We start from the raw sequence: 22803 nt of genomic DNA, 5'->3' as shown, positions 1-22803 counted from the left end.
CCCTTTCCTTCGCCCTTGCGCTGAGCGCTGTGCCTGCGGCGCCTCCCGGCTGCCGCTCCATGATCGGCTCGGCGGTACGAGGGTCGGGTAGGGCCGAACAGTCCCCGCGGCGGGCCGGTGGGGTGGGCCCAAGGACCCCTCTTCGCCGCGACCCGGGGGAACGGTTGAGCACGTCCAGCCATGTGCGAGCACCCACGCGGTGGCGGTCGGCGGCGGACGACGTGCGTCCCGTACGGGTCGTCCAGGGCTGAACAGCCCCGGCGTCAAGGGCCGTTCGGCCCCTGGTGCGCGGGACCGTCCGGCCCTGTCGGCGCCACTCGGCGGAATGATCTCCTGACGCCGCGGCCGGGTGCCCCGACTTTGGGCCTCGTCCCGATGCCCCGGCCGGGGAGACGGAGCCGGAGTACCCGGTACGCGCCAGGCAGAAAACCGGCTCGCGTGCACCCCGTGCACACGCACGCCGGATCCGGGCCCGGTGCGGGTTCGGGTGCGGGTTCGGATACGGCTCGCAGCCGCGCTCGGCTGCGGGTGTCCGCTGACTGTCCTTGTCGTCCACTCACCGGAGGCTCATGTGCGGCGCATCAACGGTTCGTTCCTCATCGCGTTGGGGATCGCCGGTTCGATCGGCTCGGTCGCGTACCCGGTCTTCTACTCCTATCCCCACCGTTTCGACGCGGTGAAGGCGACCCGGCCCGCTCCCACCGAGACGGTGAACACCCGATGGGGTCCGTTGACCGCCGCCGACCGGGACCTGGTGGTACGGGTACGGCTCGCCGGGCTGTGGGAGATACCGGCGGGGCAGCAGGCGATCGAACGCGCGCCCACGAAGGCCGTCAAGGAGACGGGCGACCACCTGGTGGTCGGCCACAACGACCTCGACAAGCGTGTCCGGATCATCGCCGCCGACCTCGGCATCGAGGTGCCGAACCAGCCGAACGCCCAACAACAGGGCTGGCTGGCCGAGCTGACGGCCTCTCAGGGCAAGGACTACGAGCAGAAGTTCGCGAACCTGCTGCGGTCCGCGCACGGCAAGGTCTTCGCGGCGGTCGCGGAGGTCCGCGCCACCACCCGCAACTCGCTCATCCGGCAACTGGCCTCGGACGCCAACCAGACCGTGCTCGACCACATCACGATGCTGGAGAGGACCGGGGACGTCGACTTCGACGCGCTCGCCGTCGATGCCGCGAAGGGGCTGACCGCCAGCCCGACCGGGCCCCCGCCGCCGAAGCCGGGTGCGTCGGCGGCCTCGGCGCCGCCCGCGCGCCCGACCGGTGACCCCACCCTGACGTCGAGCCCTTCGGCGCTGCCGACGGACGGCACGGTCAGCACGGAGCGCCCTGAACCGTCGGACTCGGAGAGCGTGTTGCGGTAGCGGGGTCGTCCCATGTGGGCGCCGTAAGCCGGGTGCCGGGTGCTACGTGCTCAGTGCGCGCGGCGCCCGGCCTACTGCACCCGTCTCATGGCCGCAGCAACGTCTGCCAGTAGCTCCACCAGCGGGTGGCGATCAGCATGACGACGGTCAGGTACCAGGTGACCGGCACCGCCCAGTGGAACTCCGTGACACCGGCGACGACGCGGCGCGGGGCGCGGACGATCCCGTGCCGCAGGTTGTGCACGGTGGTGTACCAGAACAGGGCGATGGTCGCCGCCCACGCCAGGCAGCACCACAGGCACAGCGCGCCGATCTCGTACAGTGCCTGGCTCATCAGCCACATGCAGAAGGCCGCGCCGAGCATGGCGCCGGCGTTCAGCGCGAGCCAGAACCAGCGGCGGAAGCGGGCCCCGGCCAGCAGCGCCGCACCGATCGCGACGACGACCGGGTAGGTGAGCAGGCCGAGCAGGGGATTGGGGAACCCGAACACGCCCGCCTGGTCGCTGCGCATCACGCTCGAACACGACAGGACCGGGCTGAGGTTGCACGAGGGTGCGAAGCCCGGGTCCTGCAGCAGCTGGAACTTGTCGAGGGTGATCACGAAGGAGGCGAGGGCGCCGAGGCCGCCGGTGATGATCAGCAGCCAGGCGAGCGCGCGGCCGGCGCCACCGGTGCTGCTCGTCTTGTCCGCGATGCCGGTCATCGGGGCTGTTCCGGCTCGTCGCGGTGCCGGACGGGTGCCGGTTCGGCGGCGGGCGACGGGTGGTCGCCGCCGCGCGGACGGCATCCGCCGGACGGCTGCCGCGGTGTGCCGGGTACGTGCTCGCGGGCGGCCTCCTCCGGCCACAGGACCTCCACGGGGACACCGCGGGCGCGGGCGTAGGCCACCAGGTGAGCCGTGGCGTCGCGGCCGTCGGACGGCGAACCGTCCCACACTGCCAGCACCTTCCGGCATCCCGCGATCAGCCGCTCGTCCGCGCCGACGCAGGCGTCCCGGTCCGCCGGGTCGTACGTCAGCAGCCGCACCTGCCGGGCCAGGGACAGCAACTCGCCGGCCGCCAGGCGGTCACGCTCGGGCGGCATCGCGGGAACGGCCGCCTGCGCGGGCAGCACCACGACGAGGTGCCGCCCGGCCGTCCGCACCGCCCGTCCGAAGGCCAGCGGCACACCGGCACCGGCGCGCACCACCCCCTGGGCCCGCCCCAGGAACCGCTCCAGCCTCGCCCGCAACTCGGCTTCCACCAGTTCGAGCGTGCCCCGGGTCAGATCGGCATGCCCCACCGCCAGAATCATTCCCAACTTCCCTTTCGCCGTACGGCTTTCCACTCCTCCTCGTACCGCGAACCCGGTCCTCTCCGCCCTCGGGCGACACCACGGACCGCCCCGGGACGGGACTGCGGAATCAGTGAAGTCACCGCGCCCCGGACCCAACTAGGGCCGAACGGCCCCGCCGGGAGGAGTTCGGCACTTTTCGGCGCAGGCGGCCGTGCACGAGGCTCCACCCGATGTCACATACCAGCTCGTCAGCTGTCCGTGGTGGGCGGTCCGTCGAGGACGGTGGGTGTGTACTCCAGCAGTTGGAGCCGGCCGTCGAAGGTGCGGCTCTCGATGAGGTCGAGGCGGACGTCCGGGTATTCGTCGAAGATTCGTTCCTGGCCGGTGGCGCCGGTGATCACCGGGAAGACGACGACGCGGAAGCGGTCCACGAGACCGGCCGTGAGCAGCGATCGGCACAGGGTGAGGCTGCCGAGGGTGCGCAGGGGCTGGGTCGTGTTCTTCTTCAGGTCCCGCACGGCCTCGACGGCGTCACCTGTGATCAGCTCGGTGTTCTGCCAGGTCAGGGGCGCTTCAAGGGTCGATGAGAAGACGGTCTTGGGCATGGTGTTGAGCTGGGCGAAGCCGGGGTCGTCGGGCGCCTGCGCGGCGAATCCTGACATCAGCCGATAGGTTGTGGCGCCCATCAGGCCGGCGTGCTGCTTCTCGCTGTCGCTGTCGAGCCAGGCGAGGTATTCGGGCCCTTCCATGCCCCAGAACCCCGGCCAGCCGTCGGCGGACGCGTAGCCGTCGAGCGAGATGATGAAGTCCACCATGAGACGTGCCATCGGACTCCTCCGAAAAGTAGGTGTGCGTTGTAGGGGTTGACCGGGGCCGCCCCGAAAACTCATCGCTCCGCCTCGGACCCGAGCGATCATCGACGCCGGCGAACTTACCGCCAGAAGTGCTATTCATGTCCAAAACACCCTGTTGAGGCTGCTCGGGCTTCTACGCTGAATATCTGTGTTCAAGAGGGTTGGGGCAGGTGGAATCCGTGGTGCAGTCGTTGTCGGCATCGCCCATCGAGACGTCGGTCGTCGCACGGCCTGAGCGGACGGTCGTCCATGTCGCGGGACAGCTCGATCATGGCGGGACCATGATGTTGATGAAGGAGCTCTCGGACCTGTCCGCCCACTGCCGTCGGCTCGTTCTCGACTTCAGCCGCGTCTCGTTCCTGGGCTTCGCCGCAGTCGAACTGGTGGAGGTCGTGGCGGAGCAGGTACGGGCGGCGGGCGGACAGCTGGAGGTGCGGGGAGTCGACGACCCCCGGCTGAGGGCCCTTCATCTGAGCGGCGGCCTGCGGGCGTTGCGGATCGCGGAGACACCTGGTGCGTCGCCCCGTCGCGCCGACGGAAGGCGCAACGAGGTGGTGCTGCGTCAGGCGTTGGCCACGGCATTGCGGGTGACGGGGGCTCCGATGGGCAATGTCCAGTTCCTGGACCCCGCGTCGGACACGCTGCGCATCAGCGCACAGCGCGGGTTCCATCATCCGTTCCTGTCCTTTTTCCGCAGCGTGGAGGTCGAGGGGCACGGGAGTGTGTGCGGCGCGGCAGCCCGGCAGCGGCGGCCCGTCTTCGTGGAGGACGTCCGTGCGTCGCCGCTGTTCGTGGGCACCGCCGCCGGGGACGTCCTCCACGACGCGGGCGTGCGGGCCGTGGCGTCGCTGCCGGTCATGACGCCGGGGGGTGAGCTGGCGGGCATGCTCTCCGTGCATCGCGCCGAGCCCACCGTGTGGGCGGCCGAGGCGCGCAGCGAACTGGGCTATGTGATCCAGGCGGCCGACCGGCTGGCCAGGTAGCGGCGCCCGTTCACGCCGCCGAACCCTTCTCCCCGGAGTCGGCCGCGTCGGCCGACGCGACGGCCGCTCGCAGGCACTGGAGCGGCAGGTCCGGCGCCTTGAACGGCCACTCCTTGGCCTCGACGGTCGGCTGCAGACTGGCCGACCACACGGTCACCAGCAGTCGCGCCGCTGTTCCCTGTTGGCCGTGGGTGGCAGAGAGGTCCGTCCGCCCGATGGCGCGCTCGGCCAGTTGCCAGAGAATCGGGTCCGCGGCGCCCCCGTCGACGACTCCGTACATCACCACCGCGTACAGCGGCATGAAAACCTGCGCGTCCTCGGCGTCGAGCTGCATCGTGTCTTGCGCATAGCGCACGAGTTCCGACAGTTGTGCGAGCAGAGCGGGCAGCGCCTCGCAGGAACCGTGCCGGTTCGAGGAATGGTCCATGGCACCCCCGCCCGCCGGATCCCAAGCGGGCACGCCTTCCCGGGCCAGTGCCGCGAGCGACCCCTCACGACATGCCCACGAGAATTATTCTCCTGCCGGGCGCCTCATTCACGAACAAACCGCCATAAGGGTTTCACGGACGGACTCCACAGCGCCGGGCGCACGGCGCGCTCCTTGCGCCGCGTAGGCGTCAGACACGTGCTGGCCTGCACCGATACGGCCGCGGACGGAACGAACCCGGCCCAAGGGGAGCGGAATCGGTAAACCGTCATACACCGACTTCATCCGTACAGGCGATGCTGCTCCGGACGCATGGTCGGCGCGGGAGCGGTGGATCCCCGGAGGCGGAGTTCGGGCTCGACGAGGATCTCCTGCGTGCTGACCGTCCGGTTCGAGATCAGCGAGGTGACCAGGCGCGCGACGTTCTCCGCGATGCGTTCGATCGGCTGGCGGACCGTGGTGAGCGGGGGTCCGATGAAGTCGAGTACGGGCGAGTCGTCGTATCCGACGACCGAGACGTCCTTCGGGACGCGCAGCCCGGCACGCTCCGCGGCCCGGTACGCGCCGAAGGCCATCTCGTCACTGGACGCCACGATGCCCGTCGTCCCCTGCGCGAGGAGCGCGCTCGCGGCCTGCTGGCCGCCCTCGACGTTGAAGTGCTGGCGGACGACGAACTGTTCGGGGTGCTCGATGCCGCGCTGTTCGAGCGCGCGGAGGAATCCCTCGACGCGCCGGTCCGCGGGCAGGTTGTCGGTCGGTCCCGCGAGGAGGCCGATCTTGCGGTGCCCGAGGTCGTGCAGATGACCCACCGCCAGCTCGGCGGCACGCCAGTCGTCGGTCGAGACGACCGGGGTGTCGGAGTCGGGGAAGCCGCCGTTGATGCTCACGTAGGGGATGCCCCGTGACTCGACGAACTGCACGACGCGATGGTCCTCGTCGCGGAGGGTGTTGCTCGACGACAGGAAGACGATCGCCGCCACGCCCGCGTCCACGAGCGATTCCACGTAGTCCCGCTCACGCGGCGTCCCTGGGTACACGGGGCAGATGATCGAGGTCAGACCGTACGGGTTGAGCTCGTTCTCGACGCGTTCCGCCTGCAGGGCGAAGATCGGGTTCTTCAGGTTGGGGGTGAGCATGACGACGAGCCGGTTGTCGAGGGGACGCTCGTAGCCGATCTGCTTCAGCGCCTCCTCCACCGCCTGCCGAGTGGCGGGCGCGACACCGTACTTGCGGTTGATGACCCGGCTGACGGTCGCTTCGCTGACCTCGGCGGCCTGTGCGACCTGGGCCAGTGTGGTGGTGCCGGCGGCCGCTCGGGATCCCTTGCGCCGCTTGGGCGGTTCGGTGGCATTCCCTGTCGTCATCTCAAACCTTCCGGTCGCAAGCCATGCGTGTTCGTCCGTCGTGCGGAGTGCTGTGCTGTGGCATGTTCACTGTTTCACGGAGCCGGCGAGGAGGCCCGCGACGAAGTACCGCTGCAGGAAGAGGAACAGCACCAGGACCGGCAGGACCGAGATCAGGGTGCCGGTCAGCAACTGCCCGTAGTCCGTGGACTGTACGCCGTGCAGGGTCGCCAGGGAGACCGGCAGTGTGTAGGCCGCCGGGTCGCGTTGGACGATGAGCGGGTAGACGAAGTCGTTCCACTGGCCGAGGAACAGGAAGATGGCGAGGGCGGCCAGGGCCGGCCGCATGGTGGGAACGACGATCTGGAAGAACGTACGGAACTCGCCGGCGCCGTCGACGCGTGCCGCCTGGAGGAGTTCGTCGGGCACGGACTGCATTGCCTGGCGCATGAGGAAGATCCCGAACGGCAGCGCGAGGTTGGGCAGGATGAGTCCCTGGTAGGAGTTTAGCCAGCCCAGCGCGACCATCATCTTGAACAGGGGTACGAGCGTCACCTGGCCCGGCAGGGCGAGGGAGGCGATGATCAGGGTGAACATCGCGTTGCGGCCCCGGAACCGGAACTTGGCGAAGGCGTATCCCGCCGTGCTGCACACCAGCATGCCGAGCGCGGTGTAGACCGTCGAGACGACCAGGGAGTTGCGGAACGCGGTGCCGAACTCCAGTGAGCCGAAGAGCCCGGTCAGGTTGGTCCAGAAGCGGTCGCCGGGCAGCAGCGCCGGCGGGGACGAGAAGATCTCGTTCGTCGAGTGCGTCGACGCCACGACGAGCCAGGCGAACGGGACGAGCATGAGGACTGCGCCGAGCGCGACGAACGTGGTGAGGACGGCGCTGAGCGATCTGGTCGAGCCGGGCTCGCGGCGTCGGCGCGGTGCCGGATGCTGCAGGGCGGTCACTGGGCACGCCTCCTGAGGACGAGCGTCTGGATGACGGAGACGGCGGTCACGATGAAGGCGAGGACGTAGCCGATCGCGGAGGCGTATCCGAAGTCGAAGTTCTTGAAGGCGCTGTTGTAGAGGTACATGCCGATGGTGAGGGTGGCGTTGTCGGGGCCGCCTCCGGTGAGCACGTACGGCTCGTCGAAGAGCTGCAGGGTCCCGATCGTCGACAGCACCACGGTGAGCAGGAGCGCCGGCCGCAGTCCCGGGAGGGTGATGTGCCAGAACTGCCGGCGCCTGTTCGCCCCGTCCATCTGCGCGGCTTCGTACAACTCGCCGGGGATGGACTGCAGTTGGGCGAGGTACATGACCGCGTTCTGGCCGATGTAGTGCCAGGTCATGGCCATGATGATCGATGCCTTGGCCCAGAACGGGTCGGTGAGCCAGGGGATCCGGGGCAGCCCCACCGAGGTGAGCAGGTAGTTGATGAAGCCGTTCTGGTAGTTGAGCAGCGCGGAGAAGAGGATCCCGTACGCGACGAGGCCCATGACGATCGGGACGAAGTAGGCGACCCGGAAGAAGGAACGCCACTTGAGCAGCTTGGAGTTGAGGGCGACGGCCAGCACGATCGCCAGACCGAGCATCAACGGCACCTGGATGACCAGGATCTCGACGGTGTTGCGCAGGGCGGTCCAGAAGAGCGGGTCGTCGAGGAGCCGTCCGTAGTTCGCGCCGCCGACGAACTCGGTGACACCGCCGACGTTCTGCGTGAAGCTGAGTGCCAGGGCGTAGAAGACCGGATAGACCTTGAAGCCGACGAACAGCACGATCACGGGCATCAGGAACACGAACGGTGTGGCACGGGTACGCCAGGTCCTGCGCGATGACCGCCGGCGAGGCGGTTTGACGGCGGACCGCGAGGCCGCGGCGGGCGTCCCGGCCGGCCGGGGACTGGAATTCGTGGTGAGGGACATGGTGCTCTCCGGTCAGTCCTTCGCGGTCTTCCGGCCGGTCTGCTGTGCCAGCAGCTTCGCGGCCTGCTGGAGCGCCTTCTCGGGATCCGCGTCCTTGACCAGGACCTGGGTCTGCGCGTCGTCGTAGACCTTGAGCGCCTTGGGGTAGTCCTTGGTGTAGTGGTCAGGGGGTGTGTCCTGACTCAGCGCCTCGATGACGAGCTCGTTGGTGTTGAACCCGAAATAGGGGTTCGGCTCCTTGAAGGCGGCGGTCTTCCACATGGGTTCGTAGCTCGGGAAGAGTCCGTCGGCCTTGGTGATGACCTTCTGGCCGGCGAGCGTCGCCATGCTGTACTCGACGTATTCGTAGGCGAGTTTCTGCTGCTTGCTCGCCTTCGAGACGGTGAGGTAGGTGCCGCCCGCGGACGACGCCGTGTACCCGCCCTCCTTCATCGCGGGGGGCATCCGGACGCCCCACTTGCCCTTCATCTCGGGTGCCGTGTCCTGGAAGCTGCCGACCATCCATGAGGCGCCGGGCATGATCGCGACGGGCGCCTGACCCTTCATCTGGGATGTGGTGCCCTGGCTCTGCGGGATGTCCGTGACGAGGTGCTTGTCGTTCGCCGCCTTGAGGAAGGCGAGCGCGTCGACGTTCTCCCTGCCGGAGAGTGCGATCTCGCCCTTGCCGTTGAAGAAGAACGTGCCCTGCAGACGGGCGAGCATCATGAAGAAGTTCGCCGAGTCGGCCTGCGAGGCCGCCTTGTCGACGGCGAAGAGGTCGGCTCCGGTCGCCTTCTTGATCTTCACTCCGGCGGCCAGCATCTGGTCCCAGGTGCGGATCGAGTCGATGTCGACGCCGGCCTTCCGGAACAGGTCCTTTCGGTAGAACACCAGGTTGGTGTTCACCTCGAAGGGCATGCCGTACTGCTGTCCCTTCGCGTCCTGTCCGCCCTTCCACAGGCCGCTCGGGAAGTCCTTCTCCAGCGAGCCCGCACCCATGTCGCCGAGGTTCGCGAAGCCGTCGGGGAACGTCTCCAGGTAGTTGCCCATGTAGTCGCCGCCGATGTCCATGACATCGGGGAGACCCTGGCCCCCGGCTGCCATGCCAGTGGTGATCTTGTCCCAGATCGCCGGGTTGCCGACGTCCTGGACCTTGACGGTCACTCCGGGATGCGACTTCTCGAACTCCTTGGCGGTGGCCTTCATGCCGGCCGCGGGGGCTCCCCAGGCCCAGGCGGTGAGCGTGTCCTTCCCGGCGGAGCCGTCCGAGGACGACATGGAACAGCCGGTCAGAAGTCCGGCGGACAGGGCGGTGACTGCGGTGAACGCGCTGACCTGGGTGCGCCAGGGGCGACACGGCGAAGCGGTCATGGCTATCGATCCTCCTTGATCGAGATGCAGCACTCGGCTTGGTGGGCGTCATCATGACCCGGCTTACGCATGTCTTGCAAGATTGTCTTGCAAACTTCCAACCTCAATTTGCATACTGGCTGACGCCAGCACCGTCGCATGCGGCGGGGACGCCATCGTCATGAAGGAAGTCACGACACCGATGCCCCTGAGCACCCCAGAGCGCGCGCTGCCCACTGACGGGACACCGACACGCGTCGACGAACGCACGTGGTCGGTGACGGCGGCCGGGGGGTCCGAGCCCCGGATCCGCTTCGACGCATCCGCCGGCCCCAGCGTGCTGCTCGCCGTCGAGACCGCCGGGACCAGCCGGACTGCCGGGACTGCCGACGCCGCCGGGACCGCCGACACCGTGGGGTCCACCGACACCACCGACACAGCGGAGCCCACCGACACCGTCGGGCAGCGGCACCTTCTGCCGGACGACGGCTCGTCCCCCGTCCACCTGACGGGCTCCGGTGCGGCCTGGCTGCTTCCCCCACGCCCCGGCGCGTCCGAGCCCGCCTGGCACGTCGTCGCCGACGGCGTGATCGAACTGCACACCGACGGCGACCGCCGCACCCTCACCGTCCACGCCGGCACAGCCACCCTCGTCGCCCACCGGGCCCGCCCCCACGCCGACGTCGACGGAGCACGCTTCGCCCTCGACCTCCCCGGCGGCGACGCCCTCGCCGACGCCCTCGCGGGCTTCTACTGGGGCACCGTCCTGCCCTGCGTCGTCGAGCGCACCACCGCCACCGAGTACCCGGACCGCGACGGCTACGTGATCAGCACCCTCGCCGACAAGTACGTCGGCACCTATCCGGACGTCGACCACGAGTTCCAGATCAAGGGGCGGATGGCCTGGGGGAGCCGCACCGACCAGGACGTCGTACGGCGCATGCTCGACCTGCAGCTGCGCATGATGCGCGAGGACCCCCAGCAGCTGTGGCGCGACCCCTGTGCCATCCAGCCGGACGGCGACCGCGAGTACCACGTGCGCAGGAACAGCCTCGACGGCTCCCAGAACGCCGTCATGTTCCTCGTCACCGGCAACGTCGAGGTGCTGGAGTCCGCGTGGCTGTACTTCGCCCGCACGAAGGACACCGGCTGGCTGCGGGAGCGCATCGAGGACCTGGAGGGCGCGGCGTCCTGCGTCGTCGACTGCATGGACCGGCAGGGACGACTGTGGTCCGACGTGTACTACGAGGACCAGGTCATCAAGGACGGGCGGGAGACCATGGCCGCCTCCCTCGCCGCGAACTCCTTCGAACTCCTCGCCGCGCTGGAGGACGTCCTCGGACGCGACGGGCAGGCCCGCTCCTACCGGGAGTCGGCCGCGCGCCTCGCCGCCGCCGTCCGCGCTCCGCTCCCGGCCGGGCACTGGGACGGCGCCACCAGCCGCTTCGTCGACTGGATCGACCGCTCAGGACGCGTCCACGACCACGTGCACCTCCTCGCCAACGTCCTTCCGGCGATGTTCGGGCACGCCGACGACGCGCAGACCGGGCACGTCCTCGCGCTGATCGACCGCGAACTCGACGAGTTCCAGCGCTTCCCGACCTTCCTCGCCGCCCGCGTACAGGACTACACCGACGACGAGATCGGGGACGGCGGCCCCTACGACCTGTGTGCCGCGGGCAGGTACTGGTGCTGGGACGCCGCGTTCTGGTCGTGGCGCCGCAACGGGGGGATGCTCCGCCGGCAGCTGGAGACCGTCGCCGCACAGGGTGCCTCGGACGACTACGTCATGGGCGAGCGCTACGACATGAACCACGTCCATTACGTGGACGGGTCCGACTGGCACGGCGCCGCGCACTATTACGAGTACCCGTGCGTGTACGCCTGGGTGCTCTTCACCGAGTACCTCGGGGTCCGTTCGACGCTCACCGCGGACCTGCTCATCGCCCCCCAGGTCGTCGGCTCGGGCACCGTGACACTCGGCCAGCGAGCGTACGAGCTCACCTACCGGATCGATCAGGACGGCTTCGAGCTCGTCAACGACGCCGGGCGAACACGTTCGTTCGAGCTGGACCTCTCGGCACTCGGCGGCACCGGCGCCGGGACGAGGGGCCCTGCCGTACCGCGTACGGTCTCGCTCGGACCCGGCGAGTCGGTCCGCGTCGCGCTGCCGGACACCGCGGCCACCACCGGAGCGGAGGGCCAGGCATGAGCGCCCCGCGCCTGCTCGACATCGACCTCGGCACCACCCCGTTCAGCCGCCGAGGGTCCTACTTCGCCGTCTCACGCGTCACCGACCAGCAGGACGGCGGCGTCTATCTGCGGACCGTGCGCGGTGACGCCCGCCACCGCGAGATCGTCCGCCTCCTCCTGGACGGCGGCACCGAGGCCCAGTCCCGCACCACCGCGGGGAAGTTGACCCTCCGGCACGGCACCACCCGGGTCGAAGCGGTCCTGGACGGACCGGGCCGGGCCTGCCTCCGTGTCCGGGAGGGCTCCCTCACCCTCGACTTCCGCGCCACCTCGCAGTACGACGCCGTCTTCCAGGAGAACGAGAACACCTGGCGGTTCATCGACAGCGGCGCCAACCGCAACTACCGCATCCGTGTCATGGGCGGTCAGGCCCGGTTCGACGCCCGCTGGGACGGCGTCCGCAACTCGGAGGCGCGGCTGAGGATCGCAGCACCCGACGGCACGGCGACGATCGTCGTCGACGAATACGGCAGCGCCGTGCCCACCGCCCCCCTCGACGACCCGGACGCCCTCGCCGCCGTCGCCCAGGCCGACTTCGACACCTGGTGCCGCACGCACGGCGGCGCCGAACGCGACGACCCGGTGATGGGCGACACCGTCCGGCTGGCCGCGTTCGTCACCTGGGCGGCCATCGTGCCGGCGGGCGGCGCACTGCGACGCGAGTCCATGCTCATGTCGAAGAACCGGATGACCAACGTGTGGAGCTGGGACCACTGCTTCAACGCCATGGCCCTGTGGCGGGACCCGCGGGCGGCGGCCGACCAGCTCTTCGCCGTCTTCGACCACCAGGACGAGCACGGCTGCCTACCTGACTACGTCAACGACGCCGGTGTCGAACGCAACTTCGTCAAACCACCGATCCACGGCTGGTCCATCGCCCACCTCATGGACCGCGGCGGCCTCACCGACGACGCGACAGCCGCGCTGTACGAACCGCTGCGCCGGTGGACCGAGTGGTGGTTCGAACATCGCGTGTACGGCGACGACGGCATCCCGTCCTACAACCACGGCAACGACTCCGGATGGGACAACGCCACGACCTTCGGCGTCGGCGTGCCCGTACAGAGCCCGGACCTGCTCGCCCACCTCGCACTGCAGATGCAGACGCTCGCGCTGATCGCCCACCGCACCGGCCGCCACGACGAGGCGGCGGCGTGGACGCGACGGGCCGCCGCGACCGTGCGGACGCTGTGCGACCGGTTCTGGACCGGAGACCGCTTCGTCGCACGGGACACCCTGACCGGCGAGGTGATCGACTCGGAGAGTCTGCTCACCTTCATGCCGCTGATCCTCGGAGACCTCCTGCCGGCTGCACTGCGCGACACGACCGTGCGCCGCCTCCTCGACGGCGGCTACCTCACCCCCCACGGGCCCGCCACCGAGCCACCGGGCAGCCCCCACTACGAGGCCGACGGCTACTGGCGCGGCCCCATCTGGGCGCCGTCCACGATGCTGCTCGCCGACGGACTGCGCCGCAGCGGGCAGCCCGACCTGGCGGACGACATCGAGACCCGGTTCATGGCGACCTGCGCGGGCGCCGGCATGGCGGAGAACTTCGACGCGATGACGGGCGCCGGTCTGCGTGACCGCAGCATGACGTGGACCGCCTCGGTGTACCTGTCGATGGTCTCCGATCGCGCCGAGCGCCGTGCCCTCGCCGCCGGCACCCTGTGTGAGCGTGCGTCATGAGCCGCTTCGGTACGTTGGCCTGTTCCTTGCTCCTTTCCTCGCCCCGATCCTTGCTCAGGCGGCGGTGAAGGCGGGGTAGTCCGTGTACCCCTCGGACCGGCCGGCGTAGTGGGTGTCCTGGTCGTCGTCGGCCAGCGGGTGGCCGTGCGTGAAGCGCTCGACCAGGTCGGGGTTGGCGATGAAGGGGGCGCCGAAGGAGACCGCGTCGACGACGCCGTGGTCGAGGATCTCGTTGCCGAGGGCCTGGGTGAAGCCGAGGTTGGCGACGATGTTGCCCTGGTAGTGGGCGCGGTAGCGGGAGAAGAGGGCGAGGCGCTCCTCGATGGTGCCGGGGGCGCCCAGGAGGTGCAGGTAGGCCAGGTCGCTGTCGTTGAGCTTCTTGAGCAGCTGGTCGTAGTCGGCGAGTGTCTCCTCGTCGGCGGTGAACGCGGCTCCGCTGATCCAGCCCGGGGACATCTTCACGCCGATACGGTCGCCGCCCCACACGTCACTGATCGCGTCGAGGATGTCGAGGAGGAACCGGGCCCGCTTCTCGCTGCTGCCTCCGTAGGCGTCGGTGCGCCGGTTGAGACGGGGGTTGAGGAACTGCGGGATCAAGTGGGAGACCTGGGCGTGGATTTCCACGCCGTCGAAGCCGGCGCGGCGGGCGTTCTCGGCCGCACGGCGGTAGTCGGCGATCGTGTCGGCGATCTCCGCGGCGGTGTAGGCGCGCGGGGTGACGGTGTCCTTCGGGCCTGAGGAGGTGTAGGACTTCTCGCCGGGGTTGACGGCCGAGGGCCCGGCGGGCAGGCGGCCGTCGAGGTGGTCGGGGTGGGAGGCCGCTCCGACGTGGCCGAGCTGGGAGACGATCCGCCCGCCCGCCCCGTGGACGGCTTCGGTGACCTTCGCCCAGCCGGCGGTCTGCGTGTCGGTGTAGATCCCGGGGACGTTGATGTAGCCGATCGCGTCGGCGTTGACCCAGGTCCCCTCGGTGACGATCAGTCCGGCACCGGCGCGCTGCGCGTAGTAGGTCGCCTGCAGGTCGGTGGGGGCGAGCTCGGCGTTGTGAGCGCGGGCGCGGGTCATGGGGGCCATGACGATGCGGTTGGGGAGCTCCAGCGCGCCGAGGCGGACGGGCTGCAGCAGGGGCTGGGTGGTCATGAGTGACTTCCTTGTGCCGAGGGGTGGATGAGGAGAAGGACGAGGGATGGAAGAGGGGGGAGGGGGTGGGGGGTGAGGAATGGGTGTGGGTCCGGCTCCGGGGTTCGGCTCAGTCCTGCTTGAGTGCGTGCAGGCCGGAGAGCGGCCCGCCGAGTTGCATGAGGCGTCCGCCCTCACGCAGGGAGCCGAGATCGACGGGGGCGAACCCGAAGTCCGCGGTGAGGTCCTTGACGATCGTCTTGGCGTCGGCGTCGTCACCGGCGAGGAACAGCACCTGGCGCCCGGCCGGGTGGCGCGGATCGGCGGCGATGTACTGGCCGTAGAGGGTGTTGAACGCCTTGACGACGCGCGCGCCGGGGAGCACTGAGGCGACATGTTCGCTGCCGGTCAGCTCGCCCAGGTCGGCGATCTTCGTGTGCGGGGGCAGGGACGCGAACTGGTTGGTGGCGTCGATGACGATGCGTCCGCCGAAGTGCGGCAGGCCGGCGGTCGCGTCCGCGATCTGGGGCCAGCCGACCGCGAGGAGTACGAGTTCTGCCGCGGCGGCTTCCTCCGGGGTGCCGGCGTGGGCGAGCGGTCCGAGTTCGTCGGCGAGCCCGGCCAGGGAGGCGGGGCCGCGGCTGTTGCTCAGGACGACCTGATGGCCGTGGGCCACGGCGTGACGGGCGATGGCCTGGGCGACGACTCCGGAGCCGAGGGTTCCGATCTTCATGGCGGTGTCCTTCGTGGGGTTCAGGATGCGGGGCTGGTGAGCAGGACGGTTCCGCTCTTGCCGGGGCGGCGGACATGGTCGACGGCCTTCGCGAAATCGGCGAGGTCGTACTCGGCCGCGACCTCGAAGAGTTCCGGGTCGGTCGCGGCCAGACGGGCGGCGAAGGCGACGTCCTCGGCCCGTCCCTCGGGCGCGCGGGTCATCCACCGGCCGATGGACACGCCCCGCACGGTCAGGTCCCTCGCTGTCAGCGCGACCGACTTCAACGGCGTGCTGCCGGAACCGAGTTGTCCGTAGGTGATCAGCGTGCCGCCGTCGTCGAGCAGGCCCGCCAGCTCACCGGTCAGGGATCCGCCCACCGCGTCCAGCACGACCTGGGCACCCCGGCCGCCGGTCGCGTCCCGGACCTGAGTACGCCAGTCCGCGTCGGCCGTCGAGATGGCCGGCAGGGTGGGGAAGCGCTGCCGTAGGGCCTGTGCCCCCGTGGCGCTGCGTACCAGGTTGACCAGCGGGATGTCGTGCCTGAGCGCTGCCGCGCTGACCAGCTTGCCCACCGACGAACCGGCGGCCGTCTGCACCACCGGACCTGCCTGGCCGTGCCGGGCGTCCTCGACGGCCCGCAGCAACATGAGCAGGGTGAGCGGGTTGACCAGCATCAGCGCCGCGGTCTCGTCGCTGACGCCCTCGGGTACCGGCACCACCAGATCGGCCGGTGCCGTGAGGAGTTCGCTCCACGCGCCCGGCACCGGGAAGAACGCGACCCGCTGACCGGGCCGCAGATCCCGCACGCCCTCACCGACGGTCTCGACGACGCCCATTCCCTCCAGGCCGGGAATCCGTGGCGTGGCGAACGGCTGCTGCGACGCGCCCGGAAAGCCCTGCACTCCCGCCAGGTCGCCGGGGTGGACGGGCCGGGACAGCACCCGCACCTGAACCTGCCCGGCCGCGGGCGCAGTTGGGGGTGGCTGCTCGCTCAGGCGCAGTACCTGCGCGGCTTCTCCGTGCTGGTCATAGGCGATGGCACGCATGACGCTCCCGTTCCATGGATCTTTGATGATGTGCATCATTGAAACTCTTGTTATGATGAGAGGCATCATTGAAAACGTCAAGTCGATTGCGACGCGAGAGGACGGCCATGCCGCGGATCACCAAGGAGGACAAGGCCCGCAACCGGGAGAACATCCTCGAAGCGGCGGGCCGTATGTTCCGCTCGCAGGGCATCGACGCGGTCGGCATCGCCGAGCTGATGAAGGAGGCCGGGCTCACCCACGGCGGCTTCTACAACCACTTCGCCTCCAAGGACGACCTGGTCGTGGAGGTGTGCGGGGCCTCCTTCGCCGCCTCCCTCGGGAGCCTGGCCCGGACGGTGGAGGACGGTCCGGACCGGGGCGGCACCCCGCTGGAGCGGGTCGTGGCCGGATATCTGTCCACCGCACACCGTGACGCCCCGGACGGCGGCTGCCCTTCAGCCGCCCTGGTCACCGACGCGGGACGGCACAGCGAAGGCGTGCAGACCGCGTACGCCGAAGGGGTCGAGGGCTATCTCACCGGCTTCGCCGCCGAGTTCCTGCGCGAGGCCGAGGAGGAGGGCCGCGCCCTCGACCCGGGCGAGGCCCGTCGTAGGGCCATGCGCCTGCTCAGCGAGATGGTCGGCGCGATGATGCTCGCCCGGGCGATACGCCACGTCGAGCCCGAGCTGTCCGAGGAGATCCTGCGGACCGGCCGCGGCCACGCCCTCGACTGACGCGGTTCAGCACCGTCGCGGACAGGGGTGCCCGCAGGGGCGGTTGAGGCCGGGGCCGGGACCACTCGCCAGTCGGCCGGGACTCGTGAACGGGTACCTGAGCGCTCGCTCCGTGCCCCTCTGGCGGACGGGCGGACGGGCGGGCCCCGTCCGGCTTGGACGCGCAGTCCGTGCAGGACACGTGGCCAGTGCGGGTCACATAACCTGGTCGTCGTCGTCGACAGCGGGCTACTCCGCGGAGTGGCTGAGGAGGTGGTCGACGGCTTCGGTGACGTCGTCGACGGTGTGGTGGGGCGTGGCGAGGTCGTCGGGCCAGGGTCGACCGCGGACCCAGATCGCGCGCAGGCCAGCGTTGTAGCCACCGGCGATGTCGGTGAGCGGGTCGTCGCCGGTCATCCAGTCGCCGGGGGTGAGCTGGGTGCCGCATCGTGCGGCGGCGAGTTCGAAGAGCCGCGCGTCGGGCTTGCGGAGGTCGATGTCTCCGGAGGCGGCGATCCCGTCGATCAGCTCGGCGAGGCCGGTGGCGCGGATCTTGGCCCGCTGGATGTCGCTGGCGCCGTTGGTGGCGACGCCGATGCTCCAGCCGGCGTCCTTGAGCCGGGTCAGACTCGCGAGGACAGCGGGGCTGCAGGTGACGGCGGCTGCCATGCGGTCGACGTAGACGCGCCACAGATGGCCGGCGGACTCGCTGAGCTCGAAGGTGGCGGCGAGGCGGTCGAAGTCGCTGCGGTCGGCCCGGTCGGCGAGTTCGGTGAGCAGCCAGCGCTCGATGTCCGGACGGTAGCCGTGATCGTGGCTGAGGGTGGCTATGGCATCCGCGAAGGCGGCCGTACGGTCGATGAGGGTGCCGTCCAGGTCGAACAGAGCGAGGCGCATGGGAGCGACCCTATCTGGGTTGCCACCTGCACTGATCCGCCTCCGGCAGCACCCCGGCGTCTGCGTGTCCGGGACGGCGATCGGGGCCGCATACAGAGGCCGTCCCCGCGCGCGCGGGGACGGATCCAGTCCGCGGGAGTCCTGCGCCCGGCCGAGGGGTCCAGCACATCCACGACTTCGTGACGGAGGTGTTCGGCGTGGCCGAGTACCGGGAGCAGGTCGTGGTCTGCGCTACCCGCGGGGCTCCAGGCCGTCCAGGATGACGTCGATCAGGCGGGTGCGGGTCTGCGCGTCCGCGGTGGCCTGGGCGGCCCGGCCGGCCGCGATCAGCAGGGCGATCAGATCGTCGAACGACACGTCCTTGCGTACGGCCCCGGCGGCTTGAGCGCGCTGGAGCAGGGCGCCGACGGCCGAGCGCAGCCGGGCCGTGACCTCGGGGTCGGCATCCATCTGCAGATCGCTCAGGGCGTCGGCGAGGATCAGTTTCTCGGCCGACGTGGTGGCGATGTCGGTGAAGAACTCCCGGAACCAGGTGGGCGGGGCACTGTCGGTCCCGATGGTCGAGGCGCGGGCGGCCAGGAGTTCAAGGCGCTGCTCGTACACCGCCTTGAGCAGGGCTTCCTTCGTCGGGAAGTGGCGGAAGACGGTACCGATTCCGAGTCCGGCCCGCCGGGCGATCTCCTCCGTCGATGCGGTGACCCCGTGTTCGACGAAGACCTCGTCGGCGGCTCGGAGTACGGCGGACCGGTTGCGTGCGGCGTCGGCTCGGGGAGACACGAGAACCCTTCCTTGACAAGCGGAGTCGTCACTCCGTAACGTCTTTTACCGGAGCGGTCACTCCGATTCTAACTTCTGGAGGCAATCATGCCCGACAACGCGGTTCGTGGTCCCCGTGAGGTGTTCGAGCTTCTGCTGAAGTCGCTCGCCGACCGGGACCTGACGACGGTGTTCGGTCTGTACGCCGAAGACGCGGTGGTGCGGCAGCCGTTCGCCAAGCCGGTCGAGGTCGTGCTGACGGGCCGGACCGAGATCGAGCAGCACCTCGCCGCGCTCGGTACGGCCCCGATCACGCTGTCGCCGCGGAACATCGAGGTGCACGAGACCACCGACCCGCAGGTGGTGGTGGGGGAGTGGGACAACGACGTCACCCCGACGACGGACGGCACGACGGTGAGCACGCACAACATCGCCGTGTTCTGCGTCCGGGACGGACGGGTCGTGTGGTCGCGCGACTACCACGACCACGCCGCCCTGGCCGGCCTGCTGTCGTGACCTGAAGCCCGATCGGGTTTCAACGGTTGGCCGCCGGCTGACCCGATCAGCAGCAGGTCGAGCCCCTTCTCCCGCCGGACCCTTCCACCGAGCGGATGCCGACGGGACAGGCTCCCTGGCCCCCCGGCGCAACGACGGCACGGCCGGGCTCGTTCCCGCAACCACGCGCGCGGGTACGAGCCCGGCCACCGGCACGTGGGTGCAGGAGCCCTCGTTCTGGGGCACATCCAGCTGATCCACCGCCCGTGGAACTCATCGGTGCGGCCCACGTCCGCGTACCGGACTTGCCCCTGACATCAACGTCAGCTCCTACGCTCCGGGCAGCCGGCCGACAACGCCGGCGGAACCGACGGACGACGGAGTGGAACCTCATGAGCACTGACGACATCATCGACGGCCTCATCCCCGCCGACATCCTCGCTTCGGACACCCCGGTCGCGGTCTACGGATACGCCCGGGCCAAGGCGGGCGAGGAGGGCCGGTTGCTGGGCGAGATCCAGACGATCATCGGCCTCACCCGCAAGGAGGACGGATGCGAGCAGTACGTGGTGCACACCGCGCCGGATCAGCCGGGCGCCTTCGCCTTCTACGAGCGCTGGTCCTCCGGCGCCCACCTGCTGGCGCACGTCTCGCAGCCGTTCATGCAGACGTACTTCGCCGCTATCACCGACCTGATCGAGACAGCCCCGGAGGCCCACTGGCTGCACCCGCTCTCCTGACCCACGGCCGACGGCCGGGGCCGCGCGCCACGCGGAACCCCGGCCACCTCCGGCAAGCACTATCGGTTGCACTCGATTGCTTGAACCTCACGCGGCGTGAGGATGCATCGTTGCTCCATGACCACCGCGGAAACCTGGAAGGTGGGCCGGCTTGCCGAGGCCAGCGGGCTGACCGTGCGCACGCTGCACCACTGGGACACCATCGGTCTGCTCAGCCCCTCACAGTGCTCCACGGGCGGGCACCGGGAGTACAACGAGGAAGACCTCGTCCGTCTGTATCAGGTGCTGGCGCTCCGCAGTCTGGGGCTGGCTCTGGACACCATCGCCACCTGCCTCGATGCCGGGGTCGACCCGGCGCGGCTGGTCCGGGACCACTTGGCCGGCGTAGAGGCGGCAATCGCCGCGCTCGGTGTCCTGCGGGAGCGGCTCGTGCGGCTGGGTGACGAGCTGTCGGCCGACCCGTCCCCGACGGCCACGACTCTGGTCGATGCGCTGTGGGCGATCGGCGGCACCCACCCGGAGGGCGAGGAGACGCTGGGCCGCCACCTGGACGCCGACCAGATTCAGGTCTTGCATACTCGCACCGCCGCACTGGGACCTGCGATGCACTACCTCCGTGAGGTCGAGTGGCCTGAGCTGTACCGCAGGGCGGAACGGCTTCGTGTAGCCGGAACTCCTCCTGCTGATCAGGAGATCTGTCGGCTGGTGGCCCGCATGGATGAGCTGAGCGCGTTGTTCACCGGCGGCGATGCCGGTATCTCCGCCGGTGTGAGGGCTGCCTGGCATGACGATCCAGCCGCCATGTCCGGAGACGGTGGTGCTCCCGCCGACGACTGGCGAAAGCTTGCCGACTACCTGGACCGCGTCCGCAACAGCCCCGCCTGACCAACACCGACGACACGGTGGAGGTGTCTGTCTCCTGGACGGCCCGGCCCGAGTCGCTGGATAGGGTCGCGGTGTGGACCGTAGCAGCAGAGAGCCGGAGGATGCGTTTGCCGGGGGCGCGGGAGGCGGGCTGTCGTCGCGTGCTGCTCGGGCGTTGTGGTGGGGGTCGGCGCTTCTGGTGCTCGGGGTGTTGGGTCCCTCCGTGCTCGTCGCCGGTATGGATCACGGTTGGCGGGCGCCCGTGGCGGTGGGCCTGGTATTTGTGCAGGTCTGTGCTCTGAGGTGGTTGGCGCGCGCCCCGGTCGCCGTACTGGCCGTGGTCGCGGTGGCGGGGCTGGGGGTGTGGGCACTGCTGCCGGCGGTGACCTTGACGGGGGCGCTGCTCGCCGCGCAGGTCGCGTTGTGCGTGGTGTCGGCCACCAGGCCGCGGCGGGTGTCGGGCGGGGCGCTCGCGGCGATGGTCCTTCCGGCGCCCCTGGCGTTCGGGGCGGGTGGCCCCGCGGGGCTGGCGGTCTATCTGCTGGCGGTGGTCCTGGCGTGGACCGCGGGGCAGTGGCGCAGGGCGCAGCAGGAACGGGCGCGGGCGGAGTTGCGCCGGGCGGTGGTGGAGGAGCGCGCACGGATCGCGCGCGAGGTGCACGACGTCGTGGCGCACACCCTGTCGGTGATGGTCATTCAGGCGGGCGCAGCCGACGACGTGTTCACCCGGCAGCCCGAACAGGCGCGTCAGGCGCTGCGGGCCATCGAGACGGGCGCACGCTCTGCGCTGGGTGAACTGCGTCTGCTGCTGCGCGCGTTCCGGCCCGAGGTGGAGGAGGACGGGGTGGGGGAGCAGCAGGAGCCGGGGCCTTCGCTCGCGCGCCTGGACGAGCTGGCCGACACGGTGCGCGCGACCGGGATGACGGTGCACGTGCACCGCGAGGACGCCACCGCCGGGCTGCCGGCCACGGTGGATCTCGCGGCGTACCGGATCGTCCAGGAAGCCCTCACCAACACGTTGCGTCACGCGGCCGGCGCCGATGAGGTGAACGTCCGCGTGACATCCGAGGGCGGGTGCGTGCTGGTCACGGTGGTCGACAACGGGCGTACGCCTCAGGGCAGGGGCCGTACGGCCCAGGGCAGGCCGGTCGCGGTGGGGGCGGGGCGCGGTCTGGTGGGGATGAAGGAGCGCGCGCATCTGGTGGGCGGCAGCCTGCGCGCCGGAGCGCTGCCCGGCGGCGGGTTCGAGGTGGCGGCCCGGTTGCCGGTGGAGCGTACGTCATGACACTTCGTGTGGTGGTGGCCGACGACCAGGCCCTGGTCCGTACCGGATTCCGTATGATCATCGACGCGCGGGACGACCTGACGGTGGTCGGTGAGGCGTCCGACGGCCGGGACGCGGTGCGGCTGACGCGGGAACTTGAGCCCGACGTGGTGCTGATGGACGTACGCATGCCCGGCGGCGTGGACGGTATCGAGGCGACCCGGCAGATCGCCGAGAGCGGCAGTCGGGCCCGGGTGCTCGTGCTGACCACCTGGGACGTGGACGCGCACGTGGTCGCCGCGCTGCGGGCCGGGGCGAGCGGCTTCCTGCTGAAGGACATGCGCCCCGGCGAACTCGTCGACGCGATCCGGCTCACCGCGCGCGGCGACGCGCTGCTGGCGCCGGCCGTGCTGAGCCGTGTTCTCGACCGGTTCCTGCGCACGACGCCCGACCCGGCACCGCCACCCGCCCTGCGGGATCTGTCCGGCCGGGAGCGGGAAGTGCTCACGCTGATCGGGCAGGCGCTGTCGAACGCGGAGATCGCCCGGCGGCTGCGCGTGTCGGAGGCCACCGTCAAGAACCATGTCACCGCGGTGCTGCGCAAACTGGGCCTGCGCGACCGCGTCCAGGCGGTTGTCGCCGCCTACGACCACGGACTCGTGCAGCCGCGCCGCCCCTGAGCACGCCGTCTCCTCCTCAGGGAGGAGACCGGGCCGCGATCCTCCCACGCTCCCAGTGCCGGTCCCTCCGCGCGGCCGATCCGCCGCCGGGGCACGC

The 22803-nt window shown here is 70.1% G+C and carries 22 protein-coding genes and 1 pseudogene; 10 read left to right on the top strand and 13 right to left on the bottom strand.

Annotation, left to right across the window (positions count from 1 at the left end; translation table 11 throughout):
- Window positions 1–571: 571 nt before the first annotated feature.
- Window positions 572–1372, top strand: a complete 801-nt coding sequence (locus ACZ60E_RS09300; RefSeq protein ID WP_469439186.1) for a DUF4142 domain-containing protein — start codon at window positions 572–574, stop codon at window positions 1370–1372.
- Between the two features lie 85 nt (window positions 1373–1457).
- On the opposite strand, the gene ACZ60E_RS09295 is transcribed toward ACZ60E_RS09300, so the two are convergent.
- The 3 genes and pseudogenes from ACZ60E_RS09295 to ACZ60E_RS09285 all read right to left on the bottom strand — a co-directional run bounded on the left by ACZ60E_RS09295 (window position 1458) and on the right by ACZ60E_RS09285 (window position 3474).
- Entirely contained in the window at window positions 1458–2075 is a 618-nt protein-coding gene (locus tag ACZ60E_RS09295; protein ID WP_384810436.1) for a vitamin K epoxide reductase family protein, read from the bottom strand.
- 92 nt (window positions 2076–2167) lie between these two features.
- A pseudogene (locus tag ACZ60E_RS09290) lies at window positions 2168–2665 on the bottom strand (hypothetical protein); the annotation flags it as partial.
- A 230-nt stretch (window positions 2666–2895) separates the two neighbouring features.
- Window positions 2896–3474 (bottom strand): dihydrofolate reductase family protein, encoded by a 579-nt coding sequence (locus ACZ60E_RS09285; protein ID WP_469439185.1) that lies wholly within the window; start codon window positions 3472–3474, stop codon window positions 2896–2898.
- Between the two features lie 206 nt (window positions 3475–3680).
- Here ACZ60E_RS09285 and ACZ60E_RS09280 point away from each other — a divergent pair, with 206 nt between their 5' ends.
- Window positions 3681–4484: a GAF domain-containing protein gene (locus ACZ60E_RS09280; protein WP_469439184.1), complete on the top strand. Its 804-nt coding sequence runs from the start codon at window positions 3681–3683 to the stop codon at window positions 4482–4484.
- Window positions 4485–4494: 10 nt separating this feature from the next.
- On the opposite strand, the gene ACZ60E_RS09275 is transcribed toward ACZ60E_RS09280, so the two are convergent.
- The 5 genes from ACZ60E_RS09275 to ACZ60E_RS09255 form a co-directional block, all read right to left on the bottom strand.
- Window positions 4495–4911: a hypothetical protein gene (locus ACZ60E_RS09275; RefSeq protein WP_469439183.1), complete on the bottom strand. Its 417-nt coding sequence runs from the start codon at window positions 4909–4911 to the stop codon at window positions 4495–4497.
- Between the two features lie 281 nt (window positions 4912–5192).
- On the bottom strand, window positions 5193–6275 hold the full coding sequence (locus tag ACZ60E_RS09270; RefSeq protein WP_384810448.1) for a LacI family DNA-binding transcriptional regulator: 1083 nt from the start codon (window positions 6273–6275) through the stop codon (window positions 5193–5195).
- Window positions 6276–6341: 66 nt separating this feature from the next.
- A complete protein-coding gene (locus tag ACZ60E_RS09265; protein ID WP_469439182.1) occupies window positions 6342–7208 on the bottom strand; it encodes a carbohydrate ABC transporter permease in 867 nt (288 codons plus the stop codon).
- Window positions 7205–8029: a carbohydrate ABC transporter permease gene (locus tag ACZ60E_RS09260; RefSeq protein ID WP_469439181.1), complete on the bottom strand. Its 825-nt coding sequence runs from the start codon at window positions 8027–8029 to the stop codon at window positions 7205–7207. Before ACZ60E_RS09260 ends, ACZ60E_RS09265 begins: the two co-directional genes overlap by 4 nt.
- 147 nt (window positions 8030–8176) lie before the next feature.
- Window positions 8177–9514, bottom strand: a complete 1338-nt coding sequence (locus ACZ60E_RS09255; protein WP_469439180.1) for an ABC transporter substrate-binding protein — start codon at window positions 9512–9514, stop codon at window positions 8177–8179.
- 181 nt (window positions 9515–9695) lie between these two features.
- Between ACZ60E_RS09255 and ACZ60E_RS09250 the strand changes: the two genes are divergently transcribed.
- Both ACZ60E_RS09250 and ACZ60E_RS09245 read left to right on the top strand, forming a co-directional pair.
- Window positions 9696–11705, top strand: a complete 2010-nt coding sequence (locus tag ACZ60E_RS09250) for a glucosidase family protein (RefSeq protein WP_469439179.1) — start codon at window positions 9696–9698, stop codon at window positions 11703–11705.
- The gene (locus tag ACZ60E_RS09245) at window positions 11702–13435 is read left to right on the top strand and encodes an amylo-alpha-1,6-glucosidase (protein WP_469439178.1); all 1734 of its coding nucleotides are present in this window, start codon (window positions 11702–11704) and stop codon (window positions 13433–13435) included. The genes ACZ60E_RS09250 and ACZ60E_RS09245 overlap by 4 nt, the downstream gene beginning before the upstream one ends.
- Window positions 13436–13489: 54 nt before the next feature.
- Here ACZ60E_RS09245 and ACZ60E_RS09240 read toward each other — a convergent pair whose 3' ends face one another.
- From ACZ60E_RS09240 to ACZ60E_RS09230, 3 genes are all read right to left on the bottom strand, one after another.
- On the bottom strand, window positions 13490–14575 hold the full coding sequence (locus tag ACZ60E_RS09240) for an alkene reductase (RefSeq protein ID WP_469439177.1): 1086 nt from the start codon (window positions 14573–14575) through the stop codon (window positions 13490–13492).
- Between the two features lie 109 nt (window positions 14576–14684).
- Window positions 14685–15287, bottom strand: coding sequence for an NADPH-dependent F420 reductase (locus ACZ60E_RS09235; RefSeq protein ID WP_469439176.1), 603 nt, complete (start codon window positions 15285–15287; stop codon window positions 14685–14687).
- 20 nt (window positions 15288–15307) lie between these two features.
- Complete coding sequence (locus ACZ60E_RS09230; RefSeq protein ID WP_469439175.1) at window positions 15308–16315, bottom strand: alcohol dehydrogenase catalytic domain-containing protein; 1008 nt, start codon at window positions 16313–16315, stop codon at window positions 15308–15310.
- 107 nt (window positions 16316–16422) lie between these two features.
- Here ACZ60E_RS09230 and ACZ60E_RS09225 point away from each other — a divergent pair, with 107 nt between their 5' ends.
- Window positions 16423–17031: a TetR/AcrR family transcriptional regulator gene (locus tag ACZ60E_RS09225; RefSeq protein ID WP_469439174.1), complete on the top strand. Its 609-nt coding sequence runs from the start codon at window positions 16423–16425 to the stop codon at window positions 17029–17031.
- Window positions 17032–17259: 228 nt separating this feature from the next.
- Here the strand turns inward: ACZ60E_RS09225 and ACZ60E_RS09220 are convergent, their stop codons facing one another.
- Together ACZ60E_RS09220 and ACZ60E_RS09215 are read right to left on the bottom strand one after the other, a co-directional pair.
- Entirely contained in the window at window positions 17260–17907 is a 648-nt protein-coding gene (locus ACZ60E_RS09220; protein ID WP_469439173.1) for an HAD family hydrolase, read from the bottom strand.
- Window positions 17908–18138: 231 nt separating this feature from the next.
- A complete protein-coding gene (locus tag ACZ60E_RS09215; RefSeq protein ID WP_453790999.1) occupies window positions 18139–18684 on the bottom strand; it encodes a TetR/AcrR family transcriptional regulator in 546 nt (181 codons plus the stop codon).
- Window positions 18685–18771: 87 nt separating this feature from the next.
- Here ACZ60E_RS09215 and ACZ60E_RS09210 point away from each other — a divergent pair, with 87 nt between their 5' ends.
- From ACZ60E_RS09210 to ACZ60E_RS09190, 5 genes are all read left to right on the top strand, one after another.
- Entirely contained in the window at window positions 18772–19179 is a 408-nt protein-coding gene (locus tag ACZ60E_RS09210) for a nuclear transport factor 2 family protein (protein WP_469439172.1), read from the top strand.
- 371 nt (window positions 19180–19550) lie between these two features.
- Entirely contained in the window at window positions 19551–19898 is a 348-nt protein-coding gene (locus ACZ60E_RS09205) for a putative quinol monooxygenase (RefSeq protein ID WP_469439171.1), read from the top strand.
- A 117-nt stretch (window positions 19899–20015) separates the two neighbouring features.
- Window positions 20016–20783: a MerR family transcriptional regulator gene (locus ACZ60E_RS09200; RefSeq protein WP_469439170.1), complete on the top strand. Its 768-nt coding sequence runs from the start codon at window positions 20016–20018 to the stop codon at window positions 20781–20783.
- A gap of 73 nt (window positions 20784–20856) precedes the next feature.
- A complete protein-coding gene (locus ACZ60E_RS09195) occupies window positions 20857–22047 on the top strand; it encodes a sensor histidine kinase (RefSeq protein ID WP_469439169.1) in 1191 nt (396 codons plus the stop codon).
- Entirely contained in the window at window positions 22044–22706 is a 663-nt protein-coding gene (locus tag ACZ60E_RS09190; protein WP_469439168.1) for a response regulator, read from the top strand. The genes ACZ60E_RS09195 and ACZ60E_RS09190 overlap by 4 nt, the downstream gene beginning before the upstream one ends.
- The last annotated feature ends 97 nt before the right edge of the window (window positions 22707–22803 follow it).

The organism is Streptomyces sp. NPDC102514, assembly GCF_055584525.1.
The sequence above is the reverse complement of the archived record's forward strand: the minus strand, read 5'-3'. Positions and strand labels throughout refer to the sequence as shown.

What these genes read in the sequence shown, in the direction of transcription:
- ACZ60E_RS09295 (WP_384810436.1), bottom strand. Translation starts at nt 2,075, where the DNA reads ATGACCGGCATCGCGGACAAGACGAGCAGCACCGGTGGCGCCGGCCGC.
- ACZ60E_RS09285 (WP_469439185.1), bottom strand. Translation starts at nt 3,474, where the DNA reads ATGGCACGTCTCATGGTGGACTTCATCATCTCGCTCGACGGCTACGCG.
- ACZ60E_RS09275 (WP_469439183.1), bottom strand. Translation starts at nt 4,911, where the DNA reads ATGGACCATTCCTCGAACCGGCACGGTTCCTGCGAGGCGCTGCCCGCT.
- ACZ60E_RS09270 (WP_384810448.1), bottom strand. Translation starts at nt 6,275, where the DNA reads ATGACGACAGGGAATGCCACCGAACCGCCCAAGCGGCGCAAGGGATCC.
- ACZ60E_RS09260 (WP_469439181.1), bottom strand. Translation starts at nt 8,029, where the DNA reads ATGCCCGTGATCGTGCTGTTCGTCGGCTTCAAGGTCTATCCGGTCTTC.
- ACZ60E_RS09255 (WP_469439180.1), bottom strand. Translation starts at nt 9,514, where the DNA reads ATGACCGCTTCGCCGTGTCGCCCCTGGCGCACCCAGGTCAGCGCGTTC.
- ACZ60E_RS09250 (WP_469439179.1), top strand. Translation starts at nt 9,696, where the DNA reads ATGCCCCTGAGCACCCCAGAGCGCGCGCTGCCCACTGACGGGACACCG.
- ACZ60E_RS09245 (WP_469439178.1), top strand. Translation starts at nt 11,702, where the DNA reads ATGAGCGCCCCGCGCCTGCTCGACATCGACCTCGGCACCACCCCGTTC.
- ACZ60E_RS09240 (WP_469439177.1), bottom strand. Translation starts at nt 14,575, where the DNA reads ATGACCACCCAGCCCCTGCTGCAGCCCGTCCGCCTCGGCGCGCTGGAG.
- ACZ60E_RS09235 (WP_469439176.1), bottom strand. Translation starts at nt 15,287, where the DNA reads ATGAAGATCGGAACCCTCGGCTCCGGAGTCGTCGCCCAGGCCATCGCC.
- ACZ60E_RS09230 (WP_469439175.1), bottom strand. Translation starts at nt 16,315, where the DNA reads ATGCGTGCCATCGCCTATGACCAGCACGGAGAAGCCGCGCAGGTACTG.
- ACZ60E_RS09225 (WP_469439174.1), top strand. Translation starts at nt 16,423, where the DNA reads ATGCCGCGGATCACCAAGGAGGACAAGGCCCGCAACCGGGAGAACATC.
- ACZ60E_RS09220 (WP_469439173.1), bottom strand. Translation starts at nt 17,907, where the DNA reads ATGCGCCTCGCTCTGTTCGACCTGGACGGCACCCTCATCGACCGTACG.
- ACZ60E_RS09210 (WP_469439172.1), top strand. Translation starts at nt 18,772, where the DNA reads ATGCCCGACAACGCGGTTCGTGGTCCCCGTGAGGTGTTCGAGCTTCTG.
- ACZ60E_RS09205 (WP_469439171.1), top strand. Translation starts at nt 19,551, where the DNA reads ATGAGCACTGACGACATCATCGACGGCCTCATCCCCGCCGACATCCTC.
- ACZ60E_RS09200 (WP_469439170.1), top strand. Translation starts at nt 20,016, where the DNA reads ATGACCACCGCGGAAACCTGGAAGGTGGGCCGGCTTGCCGAGGCCAGC.
- ACZ60E_RS09190 (WP_469439168.1), top strand. Translation starts at nt 22,044, where the DNA reads ATGACACTTCGTGTGGTGGTGGCCGACGACCAGGCCCTGGTCCGTACC.